Here is a 16,781-nt window from a genome sequence, read left to right as displayed (position 1 = left end):
CTCAGCGCGCTGTTGACGTGTGGTCGGCGAAACCGCTGGGGTCGTGGCGACCGAAGGAGCCGTGCTCGAAGATGCCGTAGCCGGTGTGCCCGTCGAGGGTGAAGCGGGCCGCGTGGTCGGTGACGCCGTACGCGGCCGTGGGGTGGGCGGCGGGGTCCGAGAGGTCGTAGACGCGCCGGTCGCTCCAGCCCCTGCCCTGCCAGCTGCCGTGCTGCCAGTCGGTGGCGGGCGGGTATCCGGCGCCGACGGCGAGCGGGGAGGAGGCGAGGATCTCCACGCCGATCTCCAGGGGCTTCCCGGCGGGGTCGGCGAGGTGGACGACGGCCCGTTCGGGGTGCCGGGTGCCGGGGCGGTACGTGATGTCGGTGCGGGGCCAGCCGAGCTGGGTGTCCCGGCGGCCGTTCCGTACGAGCAGGGCCTCGTTGAGGGTGCGGTAGCCGTCGGCGTCCTCCTGCGCGACGACCATGACGAACCGGTCCTCGAACCGCATCGGGATCCAGAGCCAGTGGAACCCGTCGGGGCGGAACTCGACGGCGCGGCCGGGCTCCTCCCCGGGGAGCGGCCGCACGCCCCAACTGCGGTCACGGGTGCCGGTCCACTCCCCCGCGGTGACCGTGAACTCCTCCCCTCCGGCCCTGATCGTGCCCGCGCAGTGTCCGGCCTGGACGAAGCGGCGGCCTTCGAGGGTGAGCCGCCCGCCGTGGCGCTGGGTGTGGTGGGGCTCCCACACGGCGGGGAAGTCCCCGGTCCAGGTGAGGTCGAAGGCGAGCCCGTCGGGGTCCTCGGGGTCGGCCTCGCACCGCAGCGAGAGCCGCTTGAGCGGTTCGTCGACGGTGATGGTCAACGGGCCGACGGACAGGTTCATCCGGTCGTCGCCGAGGGCGTCGGAGGCGCGGACCGCGTGCAGCCGGTCGCCGGTGCGCAGGGTGGCGTACGCGTCGACGACCCCGGTGTTGGGATAGACGCCGAGTCCGGCGATCAGCAGGGCGCGGCCCTGGTGGTCGAAGACGTGGAAGATGCACCGGTCGTAGGCGTTGCGGTCGCCGCTGACGTGGTGCTTCATCGAGAGCGGTGCCTGGTGCACGGGGTACTCGTCGAGGGCGACGGGCCGGTCGTCGGCGTGCCGGTGCACGGACATGGCTGACCTCCTGGTCTGCGAGCGCGCTTCCGCGAGAAGATCTGACGGTACGTCAGCTGCGGGACGAGGGGCCAGAGCCGTGCACCGGGTACCCGGCGAACTGCCTCTCGAATCCCTTCGGCGGTGACCCCCGCCGCCGGAACGCGTTGGTCCCGGCATGACCACGCTGTACACGACTCCCAGCGGTTTCGGTCGGCACCGGCAGGCCGAACCGCGCGGTGAAGAATCGGTTCCTCACTCGCCCCAGGCCGCGGGCGCTCCCCTTCCCCCCGCCGGGCCCGCGCCCCTCCCCTCGGCCTCGCCCGCACCCCTTCCGCCGGCCGCGCCGCCGCCCCTGCCCCCGGCCCGGTCCACCTCCTTCTCCCGGGGCCGGTCCGCGCCCCTCCCGCCGGCCGCGCCGACCCCGCTGTCCCGGACCCGGTCCGCGCCCCTTCCGCCGACCCGGTCCGCGCCCCTCCCGCCGGCCGCGCCCGGCCTCCCGACGCCGACCCTCGTGCCGGGGGCGCCGGCGGCCGTACCGATGCCGGCTCCGGCGCCCGACCCCCTGCCGGCACCCACACCGGTCCCCGTACCCGCGCAGACGCAGGTCTCGGTGCCCACACCGGTCCCCGTACCCGCACAGACCCAGATCTCGGTGCCCACACCGGTCCCCGCCGACCCGCCCATCTACCAGGCCGTGCTGTCGCTCTGGGCCAGCCACGGCCGCACCCTCCCGGGCCGTCACGACCAGGAGTGGATCAGGCTCGCGGCCGGGCCGGTCTGGGCCGACCGCACCGTCCGTGTCAGCGGGACTCTGGTCCGACCAGGTGGCGTGCGATGACCACCCGCTGGATCTGATTGGTCCCCTCGACGATCTGCAGCATCTTGGCCTCGCGCAGGTAGCGCTCCACGGGGAAGTCCGCCGTGTAGCCGTACCCGCCGAGCACCTGCACCGCGTCCGTCGTGACCTGCATGGCGGCGTCCGTACAGAACAGCTTGGCCATCGCCGCTTGCCGGCCGAAGGGCCGGCCCTCGTCCCAGCGCCGCGCCGCCTCCAGGTACAGCGCCCGGCCCGCCTCGACCCGGGTCGCCATGTCGGCGAGCAGGAAGCGCAGCCCTTGGAAGTCGGCGATCGGCCGCCCGAACTGGCGCCGCTCCCCCGCGTACGCGACGGCCTCGTCCAAGGCCGCCTGGCCGAGCCCCACCGCACAGGCGGCGATGCCCAGCCGCCCGGAGTCCAGGGCGTCGAGCGCGATCGCGAACCCCTGGCCCTCCCGCCCGATCCGCCGTGCGTCCGCCACCCGCACCCCGTCGAAGTGGAGCTGGGCCGTGGGCGAGCCCTTCATGCCCATCTTCCGTTCGGGCGGCGCGGCCGTCAGCCCGGGCGCGTCCCCCGGCACCAGGAACGCGGTGATGCCCCGCGCGCCGGGCCCCCCGGTCCGGGCCATCACCGTGCAGAAGTCCGCGACCCCGCCGTGGGTGATCCACGCCTTGGTGCCCTCGATCACCCAGTCGCCGCCCGGTTCCCGGCCCCCCTCCCGGACAGCCCGGGTGCGCAGCGCCGCCGCGTCCGATCCGGCGGAGGGTTCGGAGAGGCAGTACGCGCCCAGGAGGCCGCCCCCCAGCATCGCGGGCAGGTGCGCGGCCCGCTGCTCGTCGGTGCCGTAGCCGGCGAGGGCGTGGCAGGAGAGCGTGTGGACGCTGACGCCGAGGCCGACGGTGAGCCGGGCCGCGGCGAGCTCCTCCAGGACCTGGAGGTAGACCTCGTACGGCTGACCGCCCCCGCCGTACTCCGGGTCGTACGGCAGCCCGAGCAGGCCCGACCGGGAGAGCAGCGCGAACAACTCGCGGGGGAAGTGCCCGGCGGCCTCCTCCTCCGCGGCGTGCGGAGCGATCTCCCTGCGGGTGATGTCGCGCACCAGGGCGAGCAGCTCCCGCGCCTCGCCGCTGGGCAATCGGCGTTCCACGCCGTCCGCCGTGCTCTCGGACATGGCCGGGCGCTCCTCCCTGCCGTGGCGCGCGGTACGCGCGCGCGGGGTGCCGGAATCGCGGGGAGTATGCCCGTTCGTCGCCCCGGCCTCACGCCGTCACCGCCGAATCACACGGCCGCCACCGGAAACAGTCCGACCCAGGGCGATCAGGCCGGGCTGGCGGCGCGCGGCACCGCCCCTCGCGACGGCCGGCCGTTCCCCCGCCTCACATGAGGCCCGCCCTCGTGACGAGCACGGCGAGCAGGACGACCAGCGTCCAGCCGAGGACGTGCTCCAGGATCTTCGGGCCGTCGTCGCGGGGCCCGCCCGTCCGGGCGCGGAGGAGGAATCGGGCATCGGTGGTGGAGGTCATGCGGACCACCTTGCGTCACGGGGGCGGCCCCGGGGTAGAGACGTCGGTCACGTCCCCCGCGGCCGCCGCACCCCCTCAGCAGATCCCGAGGGCCGCGAGAGCCTTGCGCTGAGCGGGCGAGGGCCGATCGGGGAAGTACAGGTAGCAGACCCCTCCTGTGCCGGAGACCACTTTGCCGCTCACGTTGTACCGCTTGGTGCGGAGCCAGATGTTCTCCAAATGGGAGGGCGCCGCTTACCACGCGGCACTCTCCTGCACAAACATGCAGGTCAGAGGCACGGGCCGCGCGAGGCTAATCGAGCGCAGATGTACTGGTGCTGGCTTGGTGCTGGCGTCCGTTCCGGTCCGTTCGGGTGCGTCGTGCTGGATCGGTGCTGACTCCGTGCCCCTCGTCGCCGGCCAGGCCACCACTCAGTTGGTGCGGCCACCTTTACTCACTACCGTCCTCGCGAGCAGCCGAAGCAAGCATAGGAATGGTTATGCGTGAGCCGATGTGGGACGTCAAGACGCTTGCCGAATATCTCGGCAAGCCGACTTCTTGGGTGTACGAGAGCCACCTCAAGAAGGAACTGCCGAGCTTTCGCGTAGGCCAACAGCTTCGGTTCGCTCCGGCAGAGATTCCCAATGACTGGAAGAGCGATGCCGAATGATCGTATGAAGGCGAAGTGCAAGGAAACCGTGCGCGGCGGTCTCGCGGTGAACATCATCGAGCGCCGGCGAAATAGGCCCTGCCCAGAACGTTTCTATCTTCCAGTGCCGTCAGGGCCTTCCCTGCTCACCTGGCGAAAAGTCCCTGGGATCTCCCTGCCGCCCCTCGCATCTGCAGGCGGTCAGGCCACCCCATGCGCCGACCGGCCAGCCTTCGAGGAGGCCGTCTCAGAGGCTGATGAGCGCGCTTTGTCCCCACCCATGGGCAGGCCCACCTCGGAGGACATCGACTTCATCACGTAGCGACTGCCTACTGACGCACTGACACCGGGGCGCGGGGCTGTCAATCTTCTGCCGAGGTCGGCTTACGGTGCTGGCCTCGGCCCTTGCCCACTGGGGGGCAAGCCGCCTCAGTTGTGAATGGCTCGATGCGGCGAGCTCCGACTCTAGGGCCTCGCCGTGCTGCCGGAGCGTCGGCTGGTCGTACTCGCTGGCCGGGGCGTCCGCCGGCATGCCCACCGTCATGTTCAGCAGCCCCGCGGCGGCTCCGGTGCCCGGGAGCTGAGGATCGACCGGGTACTCCTCCACCAGCAGCACACAGGCCCGCCCGAGTGACAGCCGCTCATCGTCGACCTCGGGGCGGGGAGCACGTAGACGTGCAGCACCGGCATCCCGCTGCCCCATGTGCGGCCCTGGAAACGCGGAACGAACCTCTCCGTCAATCCCCCTCGCACTGTGCTCCGGCACACTCGGGCGAGCGCCCCCGCCCGCCCTGCGCAGTGCAGGGTCATCCAGCGGTTCTGCTCGCTCGCGCAGGGTGGACATGCGCGCCTCGGCCGCGGGCCCATCCCGGTCAGGGGCCTCAGACCAGCAGGTCCTTGTAGTAGAAGCTCGCCTTCTTGTCAGTCTGAGTGAGGGATTCCTCGGAGCCGAGGCCGATGTGGAGGCGGGCGGCGGAAGGGGTGGCGATGTCGGGGATCTGGACGGCCAGGCCTTCCGGCTCTCGGTAGAAGAGGCTCTCGCCGGCCTTGGTGAGGCGGCGCTCGACGACGAGGCCGGTGTTCCAGTCAATGGAGGTCACGTAGCTGTTGACCTCGCTCGTACGGTTGCCGTTGGTGTCGTAGGAGTACGCGGTGCCGTCGAGGGTGTACAGGTACTGGCCCATGCTGGTGTAGCCCTGGAAGGTGGGGCCAGTCAGCTCGGACGGCTGGCTGATGGTGGCCAGCGGGGTGAAGGTGCCCGCCTTGAAGGTGGCGAGGTCGTACAGGCTGTACTTGAACGCGCCGCTGATCCGGTGCCGGTGCACCAGGCGGTTGTTGACCGGGTCGATGGCGACGGTGTTGTTGGTCGATCCGGGTGCCGGGTCGAAACGCGTGACCTGGTACGAATCGGGCTGCAGCACGGCCCCGTTGGCGAACTTGAAGCGTGCGACCTTCGTGCCGAAGCCCGTGTTGGTGCCGTCGGGCACGGAGTCGGTCTCGGTCCACAGGTAGGCGCTGTTGCCGGAGGGCTCGACTCCGATGGAGACACCGTGGCCGAAGCCTCTCAGGTACATGCAGCCGATGATGTTGCCGCCCCAATCCAGGCGGGTGACACACAGGTCGCCGTTGCTGGACCGCTCGGTGCCGGTGTAGGCGCGAGTCTCGCCGGGGAGCGTGCGGCCGGCCTGCACCAACTGGGCCGTGTACAGGTGCTTGTTGGTGTTGTCGAAGGCGAAGGACTGCAGGATGCGGGTCTCGCTGAGGAGGATCTCGCGGAACCACTCGTCGGAGCCGTCAGTGAGGTCGAAGCGCTTGGAGCCGGGCACGGCCGCGGACGCGGTGCCGGCCTGGGTGAGGACCAGGGGGCCCGTGAGGGCGGCGGCCGTCAGCCCTCCGGCCCATCGGAGTATCTGGCGTCGGCTGGGGCCGGACGTCTCGCCCTTCATCTGACTGGGGACCTTTCTCTTATGCGCGCTGTGGCATGTGCGCGGTGCCATGCGTGCTGCGACGTGCGTGCTGTGTGTGACGCCGGATTGAACCATTCCTGCAGTCCCTCGCACCAGCGCGTGTCGTGCCAGGTCAGCGCATGGTTGCACGTTCGCGCCAAAAGTGATCGAGGTCACGGCATGACGTGACCATGAAGCGGTAATTCCGGTTCCTCATCCGATTTGCGGGGCTGTTCGGCCCGCAACCGTGTCGCTTATTGTGCGCTTCTGGTCTGGATGATGAATGGCCGTCACCTCGTCGCGCCGCACCGGTCACGACCAGTTGGATCTGCTGTTGTGCCGGGACGGAGTCCCGGCTTTCTCTGTTTGGGGTTGGTCCGTGCAACGCACGCGCAGACTCGGGAAGGCCACGCCGTGGGCGCTGGCCATGGCCATGGCGGCCTCATTGATAGCGGCCCCGGTGGCCGAGGCTACGGCCGCGGTGTCATCGGCGTCCGCGGCGAAGCCGGCACCGCCCGCGAACGTCCCCGCTCAGCGGGCGGGTGACATACCGAAGGACGAGGCCGCGGAGCCGACGCGGACCAAGGCGGACCGCCCGAAGTGGCCCAAGGCGGCGCGGGCCCGGGTGTCCCTGACCGGCTTGACGGCAGGCGCGTCGGCTCCGGTGGTTCCGGCCGGCGGAGGCAAGCCGACCGTACGGGTCAGCCCGGCCCCGGCATCAGCGGTCGGTCTGTCCCGCTCGTCCTCCGCCCGCGTGCCCGGCGATGTCGACGTCAAGGTCCTCGACCGCGCACAGCTGGCGAAGACGGGCAGCGCGGGCGTCGGCGTCCAGGTCACCCGGCGCGACGGCACCGGCACCCCCGGCCCGGTACGCATCTCGATCGACTACTCCGACTTCAAGTACGCCCACGGCGGTGACTTCGCCTCCCGGCTGCGGCTCGTCGCGCTGCCCGCATGCGCGCTGACCACGCCCGAGGTCAAGGGCTGTTCGGCGGACCACCCCAGGTCGGTGCCGATCACCAACGACATCGCAACCAACACGATCACGGCGACCGTACAGGCGGACGGCGACCCCAACGCCCGCGCCTCCCTGATCGGCCCGGACGGCTCGTCGCTGTCGACCTTCGACTCCTCCCGTACCTTCGCCGCCACCGCCTCCTCCGAGACGGTGTACGCGGTGGCGTCGGGTTCGTCGTCGGACGCCGGTGACTACCGCGCCTCCTCCCTGAAGCCGTCCGGCTCGTGGAGCGTCTCCATGGGCTCGGGCGCGTTCACATACGACCTGCCCATCCAGGTGCCCAAGCCGCCGATGGGCCAGGCGCCCTCGCTGTCGCTGTCGTACAACTCGCAGTCCGTGGACGCCATGACCTCCTCCCAGAACACCCAGGCCAACTGGGCGGGTCTGGGCTGGGACCTGAGCGGTATCGGCTTCATCGAGCGCCGCTACCGGAGCTGCCAGGACGACGGCACCGGTACGGGATGGGTCGGCGACCTGTGCTGGGACTCACCGAACTCCACGCTCGAGCCCGACGGCGCGATGTACGTCATGAATTTCAACGACGTCACGTCGACGTTGGTCCAGGACGGCAACGGCACCGGCTCCTACCATGTACAGGACGACCCGGGCTGGCGTGTCCAGCATCTGACGGGTGGTCACGGCTCGGACGACGAGTACTGGGTCATCTCCACCCAGAACGGCATGCGCTACTACTTCGGCTGGGGCCGCTCCGAGCGCACAAGCGGCGCCACCAACTCCGTGCTGACCGTCCCGGTCTTCGGCAACAATGCGGGTGAGCCCGGCTACAACGGCGGCGTCGGAGTCTCCCAGCAGGCCTACCGCTGGCAGCTCGACCGCGTCGTCGACGCCAACGAGGTGGAGAACGCCTACTTCTACGAGAAGGAGCAGAACCACTACCGCTCGGTGCTGCTGACCGACCAGGCCCGCTCGTACGACTCCGCCGCCTACCCGGTCCGCATCGAGTACGGCTGGGCCTCCCAGATCCCCGGCGCGCAGCTGCCCACCAAGGTCGACTTGCGGTACGTGGGCCGCTGTGTGGAGCGCATGTCGGACACGGACCCGCTGTCGAAGGAACCTGAAGCGTGTCCGGCCATCTCCACCAACCCGGACTCCTATCCGGACGTCCCCACGGACCTGATCTGCGACGGTACCAACGCCGACAACGGCTGCCGCACGATCACCGGTGAGACCTACTCCCCCACCTTCTTCGCCAAGCAGATGCTGTGGGACGTCAAGACCTTCGTCCGGAACAACGATTCCTCGCCGTGGGACCCGGCGATGCAGTACCAGATGAAGTACGGGCTGCCGAACCCCGACGGCGTGGTCGACGCCAACCTCTGGCTCGACTACGTCCAGCGCAAGGGCTACGGAGACGGCCCCGACATCACCCTGCCGACGATCAACATCAACGGCGAGTGGCGGGACAACCAGCTCGGCGGTGACGTCCTCAACTTCCGCCGGGTTACCCAGATCCACGGCGATCTCGGCGCGTTCACCAACGTCACCTACCGCGCCTACGACGCCCAGGACGCCTGCGACATCGACAACCCGCCGACAGAGTCGAACAACACGCAGGCGTGCTTCAAGCAGCGCTGGGTGCCGGAGGGCTCCACCACGGAGAAGACCGGCTGGTTCAAGAAGTACGTCGTCGCGAAGGTCAGCGTCGACCCGGGCCCCGGCGCGGGACCCGGCAACGACGGCGACCCCGTGATGACGACCACGTACGACTATGTGGGCAAGCCGGCCTGGGCCTTCCCGAACGATCCGCTGACCAAGGACGAGGACGAATCCTGGACCGAGTGGCGTGGCTACCAGCAGGTCGAGGTGCACACCGGCACCAAGACGAACGCGGCCTCCACCTACCACTGGCTCTACCGCGGCATGGACGGTGACCGCACCTCCAAGACCGACCCGGCCGCCAAGCGCAGTGTCACCATCGACGACGGCGACAGCGGCCGCCCACCCGTCACCGACTCGGCCTGGCTGAACGGCAAGGTCCTGGAGTCCAGCAACCGCGACGGCTCCGGCCAGTCCCACAAGCGCGTCTGGCACGAGTACTGGGTCTACAACACGGCTCAGTATGAAGGTCTGCCGGACGCCCGCTTCGTGCGCGACTCGAAGACCACCACGCAGGAGCTGACCTCCTCCGGCTGGCGCGAGCACGTCGTCAAGGACGAGTACGAGACGACGGAAGCGGCCAGCACCAAGTACGGCCTGCCGCTGCGCACCAACGACTGGGGGTTGTCCGCCACCGACGACAACCGCTGCACCACCTACGGTCGCGCCTACAACACCGACTACTTCCCCAATTCCCAGGTCCAGCGCTGGATGGTCCTGCCCGACGAGACCCGGCACTACGCCGCGGACTGCGCGGCCCGCGCGGCGGCCAACCAGGACGCCTACACTGTCACGCTGTACGACGACGCCACCTCGGTCACGGCCAACAAGCCGGTCGAAGGCAACGTCACGGAGGTCCGCCAGTACTCCGACGCCACCAACTACCGCTACACGAAGGCGTCGTACGACGGCGCGGGCCGTCAGATCACGTCCACCGACGGCAAGCAGAAGACCACCACGACCACGTACCAGCCGGCGACGTCCTGGCCGGTGAACGGCGTCAAGGTCACCAGTCCCGATCCGGACGGCACCACCGCGGGCCCCGGCCCGCAGTCCAGCACCACCTGGTACTCGCGCCTGTGGGGCGGCCCGTACCGGATCCAGGACGCCAACGGTCGGACGACCAGGATCGTGCACGACTCGGTGGGCCGGGTCTCGCAGGTCTTCAAGCCCTCGCAGATCGCGGCGTACCCCGGTGGCACGCCGTCCATCGCCTACGACTATACGGTCGCCGTGGCGGACAACAGCGCCGGCGTCCCCGACCTGGTGACGACGGTCGCGCCGAAGACCACGACGAGGACCCTCCTGGAGTCGGGCGGGAAGACCGCGACCTCGTACGAGTACGTCGACGGCCTGGGCCGCACGCGTGAGGCCCAGACTCCGTCCCCGACCGGTACCGGGCGTACCGTCGTCTCGACTCGCTACGACACCTCCGGCAACGTCACCGGCACCAGCGCCGCCTTCTACAACGCGAACGCCGCCGGCTCCGGCATGGTCCTGCCGGCCGTGGCCGACCTGCCCTCGTACACCGATCTGGTCATCGACTTCGCCGGCCGCACCACCGAGTCGCGGATTCTGGTGAACGGCGAGGCCCAGACGCAGGGCCAGACCCGCATCACCTACAGCGGCGACTACGTCACGACGGTGCCTCCCGCCGACGAGCGCAGGAACACCTACTACGACGTGTTCGGCCAGGTCTCGAAGGTCGTCGAGTTCGGCCCGTCCACGTACACGACCTCCTACGACTACACCCGCAAGGGCCAGTTGTCGAAGATCACCGACTCGAAGGGCAATGTCACCACCTACACCTACAACTGGCTCGGCGAGCGCACCGGCGGCAAGGATCTCGACACCGATCCCCGCGAAGTCAGCACCATCACGTACGACGCAAACGGCAACATCGACACGACCACGGACGGCAACGGCACCGTCCTGTCGTACACGTACGACGCCCTGAACCGACCGCTGACCGTGCAGAACGGTTCGTCCGTGCTGGTCCGCAACAACTACGACACGGCGCCGGGCGGCATCGGGAAGCCCGCCTCTTCCATCTCGTACGCGGGAGGCTACGCGTACACCACCGCCGTCAACTCCTACGACGTCGACGGCAACGCCACGGAGACGCAGACGACGGTCCCAACCGACGGCAGCGGACTTGAGGGCACCTACAAGACGGGCAGCACCTTCAACGCGGCCGGTCAGCAGACCAGCGTGACGTACCCGGCCGTCGGCTCCCTGCCGCAGGAAACCGTCACCACGGTGTTCGACAGCCTCGGCAACCTGGAGAAGCTGACCAGCAGCCTCAACAACACGGTCTACGTCGACTCCACCGAGTTCGACGGTCTCGGCCGGCTGACCGGGCGGTCGTACGGCACGACCGGCACAACCGCCCGCCGCAGCTACGCCTACGACGACACGGCCGGCACCGGCTGGCTGAAGAACATCTCCACGACCACCAGCACGAAGGGCACCGTCCAGAACGACGACTACCTCCGCGACAACGCCGGCCGGACCATCGATCTGGCCGACCGTGTCACCGGCCAGCACCAGTGCTACACCTACGACGAGCTGAGCCGCCTGACCCGGGCCTGGACCTCGGCGGCGACGACCGGCTGCGCCGGCCCCTTCGCCCCCGACCTGGCCACCGGCAAGGATCCCTACCAACTCGACTACACCTACGACGGCATCGGCAACCTGCAGAAGGTCACCAGCACGACGGCGACCGGCAGCAGCATTCGCGACTACGTCTACCCCGGCTACTCCGTCGACCAGTCGACGTACACCGCCGGCGCGACACGGCCGCACGCGGTGTCCACGGTGAAGACCCCGACCGGTACGGACAGCTACTTCTACGACGACGCCGGTCAGCTGACGACCCGTACCCTCGCCGGTGCGACGACGCCGACGGTCTTCGCGTGGAACGCCCTGCACCAGGTCACCCGCGTCACCGGAACGCCCGGCGGTGACACCGGGTATGTCTACGACGCCAGCGGCCAGCTGCTGATCCGCAAGTCCGCGGCCGAGAACGTCCTGTACCTCGCGGGCCACGAGGTGCACCGGAGCGCCGGCGCCACCCCGAAGGCCACGCGGTTCTACAGCGTCGGCACCACGGTCGTCGCCACGCGCACGGCGGTGGACTCAAGCATCAGCAAGCTGAGCTGGATCATGTCCGACGACCAGGCGTCGACCCAGCTGACTGTCGACACGGCGACGGGCACTTCGTCGCGCCGCCGCCACCTGCCCTTCGGTGCCCAGCGCGGTGCCACGGCGCTGCCCGCCGGCAGTGACCGCGGCTTCCTCGGCAAGCCCGAGGACGACACCGCCGGGCTGTCCATCCTGGGCGCCCGCATGTACGACGCGGCACTGGGCCGGTTCATCAGCGCGGACCCGCTGGCCACGCCGTACGAGCCCCAGAACCTCAACGCCTATTCGTACTCGGGCAACAACCCGGTCGTCTACAGCGACCCCAGCGGCCTCATCCGCCTCAACCCCGACGGCACGCAGTGCAGCGACGGCTGGGACGAATGCGGTCCGGGCGACCTCTCGCCCGCCCCGACCACCACCAATGACAACTCGGCAGCAGCCGACTACCGGTGCGGGTTGCCGGGTTGCTCCTCGCAGGGCTTCACCGAGTACGGCTCCAACGTAGACAACTACCTGAACGAGAACCTGCCCCCCTTCGACCCCATCCCCGACGCCTTCGAGTGGCTCGCCCAGAAGCTCGAGGTGGCGGACGAGTGGGAGAAGTGCGACAACGGGTCCGCCTTCTTCGCCTGCGTCACGGTGGCCCTGACCGTGGCCGCGAAGGTCAAGGACGGCGAGTACACGGACGGCGACTCGCCATCGAGCAAGAAGGACAAGTCCAGGAAGAACAAGAAGGACCGGGACGACGACTCCGAAGAGACGGTTTCGATCTTCAAGGCACCCGGGACAGGTTTGGGCAAGTACCAGGACGAAAACGGCTACCACGAGGAAGACTTCCCCGGTACGCCCGGACAGTTCCCGAACGGCATGGCCTATTTCGCCAAGGAACGGAAGCTCGCGGAGGAGAAATACGCACCTTACTACAAGCAAGGCGTCATCGAGATCAGGATCCCCGTCGCGGACTACAAGGCGAAGTTCGAGAAATACGAGCAACCGTACGAAGGTGGCCCTCTGACTCAACTGGAGATACCCAATACCGTAGTGAGCCAGCTCAACAAGTACCCGAGAAAGTGGCATAAGTGAGCGACAACCCGTCCTGGTCCCGAGCCAAGACCACCTACCCCGTGGGCTCACGCGTCCACGGAACCGTCGCGTCGAAGCACCCCTTCGGCATCCTCCTCGCCGTAGCGGATGTACCCGGAATCACCGTGTTCATGGACATCGCCTCGTTCAACGTCCGCGACGCGAGCGGTGAGCCCGCCCCGCTGCCGCAGGTGGGGGACACCGTCGACGGCGTCGTGGTGAGCCACGTGGATCGGGACCGGCAGATCCGCGTCAGAGTGGGGCGCCCCTTCTGGGACGAAGCAGACCGCTAGGGGATTCGCTCCCGACATCACGTGAGGTGGTCCGCCGAGAAATCGGCGGACCACCTCACGTTTCGAGGTAATGGTGGGCAGTGAGCCTCTTTCATCCTGTGCTGGAGGGTGAAAGAGGCTCAGTCATTCAGCGCATGCGTGAATGATCCCGGAGCCGTAGGCGTCGATCGTGCCGCGCCAAGTACGGCGAGCACTCGGACATGGGCAGGAGGGGCTCATCATGAGGCGCTGGTGGCCCAGTCGGTACGGGTACTCCTCGGGGTCATGCGGTCCGTGCCGTACAGCACGAACGGGGCAGTACCTCGATACCTGGGTAGAGACACCCGCTGACGGTGGCGCCGCGGGTGGCCATGCACGCCGGTGGGCCAGGCGGAGCGAGTTCCGGATCGTGGAGGACGCGCGATCTTCCGCCCAGCGGGACACGTCGTCGCCAAAGTCCGGAAGCGACCGAGGCGCGCGAGGCGACGCCCTGCTGGCCCGTCCGAGGGAGCCGGTGATGGCAGCGGTGCCGACGGTGCCGCAATACGACTCCGCGGCCGCCGGCCTCGCCGCCGACCGCCCCGGCGGCGCCCAGGGCAAGGCCCTCGCCGATGGAGTCGAATCCGCCTTCATGGACGGCCTGTCCGCCTCTCTCCTCGCCGGTCACCGTCATCGTGCTCGCCGCCGCCGTCGGTGCCTTGTTCTGCGCGCCGAAGACAGCCCCCGACCAGAACTGACCTCCGCCCGGACCAGGCGTGCAGGGGTTTTCGCGGGCGGTGGTCCGACGTGGGCGTCTGCTCGGCATCGACACATCTCGCGGGGGACACGCTCGTCCAGGACACCAACGGCGTACTACGGCTGCCGGCAACCGCCAGGAGCGCTGCCGTCATGTCGTCGAGACGGCCGTGGGGCCGCACATGCTCACGCCAGGCCGAGCGCCTGCAGTGCGCGGTGCTGACTTGGTGCTGACCTGACCGGCCAGAAGATGTAGCAGATACCGCCCGTGCCGCCCCTGACCTTGCCGTTTGCGTCGTACCGTTTTGTCCTCAACCAGATGTTCTCCCATTCGCGGCGGGGGTAGACGCGGCGGACGGCGGGGTTGCTGGGGGATGCGGGGTCGTTGGCGATGACGTCGCCGTCGGGGGTGAAGCCGATGACGGTCATGAGGTGGCCGGAGGTGCCGTAGCCGGCGCCGGTGAGTTCTTCCTTGCGGAAGGACTGGGACGTTATGGCCGGGATGCCGGCGCGGATGAGGGATTCGAGTTCGGTGAGGGAGCGGAGGCGGGTGACGACGGCGTTCATGTCGGGGTAGGTGGCGGCGTAGGCGGCGTTGAAGGGCCAGTTGCCGCAGCCCTGGTACTGGTGGTCGTAGGTGAAGCGGGCCGCGTGGCAGACCTGGGGGTCGGCGAAGGCCGGATCGACCCAGGCCAGTTCCTCGGCGGAGGGGCGGCGGCCCCAGTACTCGACGATCATCTGGGAGGACGTCGGGCTGCACCACGCCTCGCCGCCGTTGTCGTACTCGGGGTACTGCCCGACGTGGGTGTTCTGCGAGTAGCGCGGCACGATCAGCTCGCGGGAGAGGCAGGGCGGGGAGGCCGGCACGGTGAAGCGGTCGGGGACGTCCGAGGCCATCGCGCCGATCCGCCACACCGTCGGGGTGAGATCGCTGCCCGGCGTGCGGTACAGCGTCAGACGGAGGCGGTACGAGAGCAGCCGGAGGCCGCTCGTCGTGTCGTCGATCGCGAACGTGTCGGTCCACACGGTGCTCTTGCCGTCCGTCTGGTCGTCGACCGACGTGCGCCGGATGTCGTCGTCGCCCGATGCCCAGCGGCCCAGTACGTACCACGGGGTCGCCGTCCCGTCGGAGTACGCGCCCGACAGCTCGACCTGGAGCCAGGTGCCGGGCGGCGTGTGGGCGTTCCAGGAGGCGATGACCTCGGTGGCGGGCACGGCCGAGAAGTGGACGGGGGAGGTCCAGGTCGCGTACTCCCACGGGGCGGTCCGTCCCGTGTGCGGGTCGGTGTGCTCCACCCGCCCGGCCGGGGTGACGAGGACCAGGCCGGGGCGGCGGCCGGCGACCGCCCTCGTGCCGGCGGCGGCGCCGCACCGCCAGTCCGTGTAGGAGGACCAGAAGCGGTTGTCGACGATCCCGGCCTCCGGGCCGTGGCCCCTGCCGTCCGTGCCGGCCGGCGCGGTCTCGGTGCCGGCCGGTGCCGTGTCCGTGCCGACGGCCGTGGACCCGTCGGAGGCGGCGGCCGGCGCGGCGGCCGCGACCGTTCCCGCGGCGGCCGCGAGAGCCGCGGCGAGGACGGTTCTGCGCGGGGTGGAACTGGTCATGAGCGGTGACCCCCAGTCGAGAACGGTGAGCGTACGGAGCTGCCGGGCGGGGCCGGACGTTCGGGGCATACGGAGCTGCGGGCGGGGCCGGGCGTCCGCGGTGCACGGAGCTGCCGGGCGGCCCACTATCCCGGCTCGGGCGGGGCGTCGCCAGCACTTCGACCCGCGTCGCGCGAACCAATATTGGTCTCGACCACTGACGGTGGCACCTCTCTGACCTGCGGGGGTCGTCCGCTCGCCCAGGGGGCGTCTTGCCGATCATGCCGGGCCGATCGACAAGACACCCCCTAGTAGTGCTTCGTTAGGTTCTTCGTCTGGTTCTGTTGCGGGGTAGGGGCCGGCGGCAGGTGGTGCAGGTGCCGGTCCAGCACCGCAGGAGGTCCTGGAGGGTGTCGAGGACCTGGTAGAGGGTCAGGCCGGCGTGTGTGCTTTTGGGTCGAGCCGTCGCAGGGTGAGGAAGGTCTGGGCGGCGGTGACGAGGGTGACGTGGTGGTGCCAGCCGCGCCAGGTGCGGCCTTCGAAGTGGTCCAGGCCCAGGCCGTGCTTGAGTTCGCGGTAGTCGTGTTCGATGCGCCAGCGCATCTTCGCCCACCTCACCAGATCGGTGACCGGGGTGGTGGGGGGCAGGTTGGTCATCCAGTAGCCGGTCGGCTCATCAGCGTCTTCGGGCTGTTCGACGAGCAGGGTCCGCAGCGGCAGGACACCGTTCCAGCGGCTGCGGCCTCCGGCCTGTTCCTGGACGGTGCGGCAGGCTTCCTTCCCCGACGGCCGGACTTCGATCACGGCGAAACGCGAGGTCATCCGACCCTTGCTGCCCTGCCGCCAGGTGACCTGTTCGAAGGCGGTGGCCGCAGTGACGAATGTGGTCAGGGCCCGGGCCGGCTCGCGGTAGCGGGGCAGCGCGGGCGGTCCCAGACCGCCGTAGGCCGGCTGGAACGGCTCGGCCTCTGCCGGGCGGGCGACCTCCTTGAGGTCGACTGCCATGACGTAGGACCAGCCGCGCTGTTCCAGCGCGAGCCGGAAGCAGACGCTGCGGCCATATCCGGCGTCCGCCACAATCACCGGCACCACCAGGGCCTGTGCGGCCAGCCGGTCCAGCAGGCCTAGACGAGTAAGTCCGAAGTCTTCGGGCGCATGAAACGAGGGTCTCGTTGATCCGTTTGTGACGACAGATCTCGAAACCCTCGCGACTGCACTGTACGTGAAGATCGATGACTCTCTGGCAGGAACGCGGCGGACAGGCCGTCCGCCGAGGCTGACGGATGCCGAGCTGTT

At 69.5% G+C, this 16,781-nt stretch carries 9 protein-coding genes and 1 pseudogene; 3 read left to right on the top strand and 7 right to left on the bottom strand.

The window, feature by feature from the left end; translation table 11 throughout:
* Position 1: 1 nt before the first annotated feature.
* The 4 genes and pseudogenes from AC067A_RS35390 to AC067A_RS35375 form a co-directional block, all read right to left on the bottom strand.
* Positions 2-1,138, bottom strand: a complete 1,137-nt coding sequence (locus AC067A_RS35390; RefSeq protein ID WP_479247432.1) for an Rv3169 family protein — start codon at positions 1,136-1,138, stop codon at positions 2-4.
* A 782-nt stretch (positions 1,139-1,920) separates the two neighbouring features.
* Entirely contained in the window at positions 1,921-3,108 is a 1,188-nt protein-coding gene (locus AC067A_RS35385; protein WP_479247431.1) for an acyl-CoA dehydrogenase family protein, read from the bottom strand.
* Between the two features lie 205 nt (positions 3,109-3,313).
* The gene (locus tag AC067A_RS35380) at positions 3,314-3,460 is read right to left on the bottom strand and encodes an SCO1431 family membrane protein (protein WP_479247430.1); all 147 of its coding nucleotides are present in this window, start codon (positions 3,458-3,460) and stop codon (positions 3,314-3,316) included.
* A 75-nt stretch (positions 3,461-3,535) separates the two neighbouring features.
* Positions 3,536-3,676: pseudogene (locus AC067A_RS35375) on the bottom strand (peptidase C39 family protein); the annotation flags it as partial.
* 263 nt (positions 3,677-3,939) lie between these two features.
* Between AC067A_RS35375 and AC067A_RS35370 the strand changes: the two are divergent.
* Positions 3,940-4,110 carry a helix-turn-helix domain-containing protein gene (locus tag AC067A_RS35370; protein ID WP_479247428.1) on the top strand — a complete coding sequence of 57 codons (171 nt, stop codon included), beginning with the start codon at positions 3,940-3,942 and terminating at the stop codon, positions 4,108-4,110.
* Positions 4,111-4,970: 860 nt separating this feature from the next.
* Here AC067A_RS35370 and AC067A_RS35365 read toward each other — a convergent pair.
* Complete coding sequence (locus AC067A_RS35365; RefSeq protein WP_479247427.1) at positions 4,971-6,035, bottom strand: phage baseplate protein; 1,065 nt, start codon at positions 6,033-6,035, stop codon at positions 4,971-4,973.
* 379 nt (positions 6,036-6,414) lie between these two features.
* Here AC067A_RS35365 and AC067A_RS35360 point away from each other — a divergent pair, with 379 nt between their 5' ends.
* On the top strand, positions 6,415-12,897 hold the full coding sequence (locus AC067A_RS35360) for an RHS repeat domain-containing protein (RefSeq protein ID WP_479247425.1): 6,483 nt from the start codon (positions 6,415-6,417) through the stop codon (positions 12,895-12,897).
* The gene (locus AC067A_RS35355) at positions 12,894-13,190 is read left to right on the top strand and encodes a hypothetical protein (protein WP_479247424.1); all 297 of its coding nucleotides are present in this window, start codon (positions 12,894-12,896) and stop codon (positions 13,188-13,190) included. Before AC067A_RS35360 ends, AC067A_RS35355 begins: the two co-directional genes overlap by 4 nt.
* Before the next feature lie 900 nt (positions 13,191-14,090).
* On the opposite strand, the gene AC067A_RS35350 is transcribed toward AC067A_RS35355, so the two are convergent.
* Together AC067A_RS35350 and AC067A_RS35345 are read right to left on the bottom strand one after the other, a co-directional pair.
* The gene (locus AC067A_RS35350) at positions 14,091-15,506 is read right to left on the bottom strand and encodes a peptidase C39 family protein (RefSeq protein WP_479247422.1); all 1,416 of its coding nucleotides are present in this window, start codon (positions 15,504-15,506) and stop codon (positions 14,091-14,093) included.
* A 411-nt stretch (positions 15,507-15,917) separates the two neighbouring features.
* Positions 15,918-16,781 (bottom strand): IS701 family transposase (locus AC067A_RS35345; protein WP_479247421.1); only part of this gene is annotated, 864 nt, incomplete at its 5' end.

This window comes from Streptomyces sp. NPDC043176 (assembly GCF_056436715.1).
Note: the sequence above shows the minus strand (reverse complement) of the source record. Positions and strands in the feature narration are given on the sequence as shown.

Coding starts and splice junctions, on each gene's coding strand:
- AC067A_RS35390 (WP_479247432.1), bottom strand. CDS start 1,138: ATGTCCGTGCACCGGCACGCCGACGACCGGCCCGTCGCCCTCGACGAG.
- AC067A_RS35385 (WP_479247431.1), bottom strand. CDS start 3,108: ATGTCCGAGAGCACGGCGGACGGCGTGGAACGCCGATTGCCCAGCGGC.
- AC067A_RS35380 (WP_479247430.1), bottom strand. CDS start 3,460: ATGACCTCCACCACCGATGCCCGATTCCTCCTCCGCGCCCGGACGGGC.
- AC067A_RS35370 (WP_479247428.1), top strand. CDS start 3,940: ATGCGTGAGCCGATGTGGGACGTCAAGACGCTTGCCGAATATCTCGGC.
- AC067A_RS35365 (WP_479247427.1), bottom strand. CDS start 6,035: ATGAAGGGCGAGACGTCCGGCCCCAGCCGACGCCAGATACTCCGATGG.
- AC067A_RS35350 (WP_479247422.1), bottom strand. CDS start 15,506: ATGACCAGTTCCACCCCGCGCAGAACCGTCCTCGCCGCGGCTCTCGCG.